The following is a 2,523-nucleotide window of genomic DNA, read 5'->3' on the forward strand; positions in this document are numbered from 1 at the left end:
GGTCCCGCCCGGCCTGCTATGACGGCCGTCGCGATCCGCCCGGTCCCGTCGAGGATCAGCGCGGCCGCGAGCGCCGCCGCGGGCAGGAGGTTGGCGGCCGGATCGCGCCACGCGGAAAAGCCCGCAAGGGCGAGCAGCGTCGCCCAGGCCGCCACGTGGGCGAGCGCCGCCGCCGAGAGCCGAACGTCCCCCCCGCGCCGAAGCGACCTCAGATGGCACACCCACGCTTCGACCATGCCGGCCCCGTTCCTGCCGCCCGCCGCGACGTACTCCGCCGCAATTGACGGGAATTCTTCCGGCAACTACCACGTTGAATGACGCATCGAAAAGCGGCTTCGAGCCGTCTAGACCCGAGCTAGACCGAACTCGAGCGCCGCTGAAGAGGGCAATTAGGGACGATGTACAAGGCCGAGACGCGCGGGATCAGCGTGACCGTCAATCCGCGCTTCGTCGAGGAGGAATCCTCGCCGGGAGAGAGCCGGTACTTCTTCGCCTACACCGTCGAGATCGTGAACAACGGCGCCGAGCAGGTGCAGCTCCGCTCCCGCCATTGGCGCATCATCGACGGGCGCGGCGAGTGCCAGGAGGTGCGCGGCGCCGGCGTCGTCGGCAAGCAGCCGGTGCTGGAGCCGGGCGAGTCGTTCTGCTACACCAGCGGCTGCCCGCTCACCACGCCGGACGGGCTGATGGCGGGGAGCTACACCATGGCCACGGTCGCGGGCGAGAGCTTCGAGGCCGAGATCCCGGCCTTCTCGCTCGACAGCCCGCATATCCGCCGCAGCCTGCACTGATTCGAGCCGGGCAGGCCGGCGGCCCGCCCAGGACACCAACCGATGCCCGGTTCCGGCGAGCGGCTGACCCCGCTCGACATCCTCGCCCACCTCGTCGGCTTCGACACCGAAAGCTCGAAGCCGAATCTCGACCTGATCGACTGGGTCGCCGCCTATCTCGACGGCTGGGGCGTCCCCCACCTCCGCATCCCGAACGCGGCCGGCGACCGTGCCGCGCTCTTCGCCACGATCGGGCCGCAGGTCGACGGCGGCGTCGTGCTGTCGGGGCACACCGACGTCGTCCCGGTCGCGGGACAGGCCTGGACCGCCGACCCATTCACCCTGCACGTCGCCGACGGCCGGGCCTACGGCCGCGGCGCGGTCGACATGAAGGGGTTCTGCGCCACCGCCCTGGCGCTGGTGCCGGACTGCCTCGCGGCCGGCCTCAAGCGCCCGATCCACATCCTGCTCTCCTACGACGAGGAGACCACCTGCCTCGGCGTGATGGACGCGATCGCCCGCTTCGGCGTCGACCTGCCGCGGCCGGGCGCGGTGATCGTCGGCGAGCCGACCGACCTCGAGGTCGCCGACGCGCACAAGAGCATCGTCACCTTCCACACCACGGTGCACGGCCACGAGGCGCATTCGGCCAAGCCGATGCTCGGGGCCAACGCCGTGATGGCGGCCTGCGACCTCGTCTCCGGGCTGAACGCCATCGCCGACCGGATGATCGCCCGGGGCGACGCGTCGGGCCGGTTCGATCCGCCCAGCACCACCGTGCATGTCGGCACGATCCACGGCGGCACCGCCCGCAACATCCTGCCCAAGGAATGCGCCTTCCACTGGGAGTTCCGCGGCCTGCCCGACCTCGACATGGCGGAGATCCCGCGCCTGTTCCAGGCCAAGGCCGAGGCGGTGACCCGCGAGCGCCTGAACCGCTACGGCGCGTTCGGCCGGATCGAGACCGTCGAGGAGATCGCGATCCCCGGCCTGCTGCCGGAGCCCGGCTCCGAGGCCGAGCGGCTGGCGCTGCGGCTGGCCAACCGCAACCGCACCGTGTCGATGCCCTACGCCACCGAGGCCGGGCGCTTCCAGCAGGCGGGCATCCCGACCGTGGTCTGCGGGCCGGGCTCGATCGACCAGGCCCACCAGCCGGACGAGTTCATCACGCTGGCCGCGCTCGGCCAGGGCGAGGCGTTCCTCCGCCGCTTGATCGAGGCCTGCGCCGCATGAACGAGACCGTCCCCGACAGGGTCAAGCTCCGCCCGCTGGAGCGCGAGGACCTGATGTTCGTGCATCAGCTCAACAACAACGACAGCATCATGCGCTACTGGTTCGAGGAGGCCTACGAGTCCTTCGCCGAGCTGGCGCAGCTCTACGAGCGCAACATCCACAACCAGACCGAGCGGCGCTTCATCATCGCGACGCTGAACGGGCATCCGGCCGGCCTCGTCGAGCTCGTCGAGATCAACCACCTGCACCGGCGCTGCGAGTTCCAGATCGCGATCCATCCGGGCTTTCAGGGCCGGGGCTTCGCCCGCCAGGCGACGCGGATCGCGATGGACTACGCCTTCAGCGTGCTCAACATCCACAAGCTCTACCTGCACGTGGACAAGGACAATGCCCGCGCCGTGCGGATCTACGAGAGCTGCGGCTTCCGCCCCGAGGGCATCCTGCGGGACGAGTTCTTCATGAACGGACGCTACCGCGATGCCGTACGGATGTGCCTGTTCCAGCCGGAATATCTCGCCGG

The 2,523-nt window shown here is 70.1% G+C and carries 3 protein-coding genes and 1 pseudogene; 3 read left to right on the forward strand and 1 reads right to left on the reverse strand.

The genetic code is table 11. The features are described 5' to 3' along the window. Nucleotides 1-236, reverse strand: a pseudogene (locus tag FV223_RS25115) (hypothetical protein); the annotation flags it as partial. A gap of 162 nt (nt 237-398) precedes the next feature. Here FV223_RS25115 and apaG point away from each other — a divergent pair. The 3 genes from apaG to speG all read left to right on the forward strand — a co-directional run. Continuing rightward, nucleotides 399-791: a Co2+/Mg2+ efflux protein ApaG gene (gene apaG, locus FV223_RS25120; protein WP_147729503.1), complete on the forward strand. Its 393-nt coding sequence runs from the start codon at nt 399-401 to the stop codon at nt 789-791. Between the two features lie 42 nt (nt 792-833). Continuing rightward, nucleotides 834-2,003 (forward strand): acetylornithine deacetylase, encoded by a 1,170-nt coding sequence (gene argE, locus FV223_RS25125; protein WP_147729504.1) that lies wholly within the window; start codon nt 834-836, stop codon nt 2,001-2,003. Continuing rightward, a partial coding sequence (speG, locus tag FV223_RS25130) for a spermidine N1-acetyltransferase (RefSeq protein ID WP_147729505.1) occupies nt 2,000-2,523 on the forward strand: 524 nt, incomplete at its 3' end. The genes argE and speG, both read left to right, overlap by 4 nt.

Origin of the sequence: Methylobacterium sp. WL116, from assembly GCF_008039455.1 — a bacterium.
GTDB lineage: Bacteria > Pseudomonadota > Alphaproteobacteria > Rhizobiales > Beijerinckiaceae > Methylobacterium.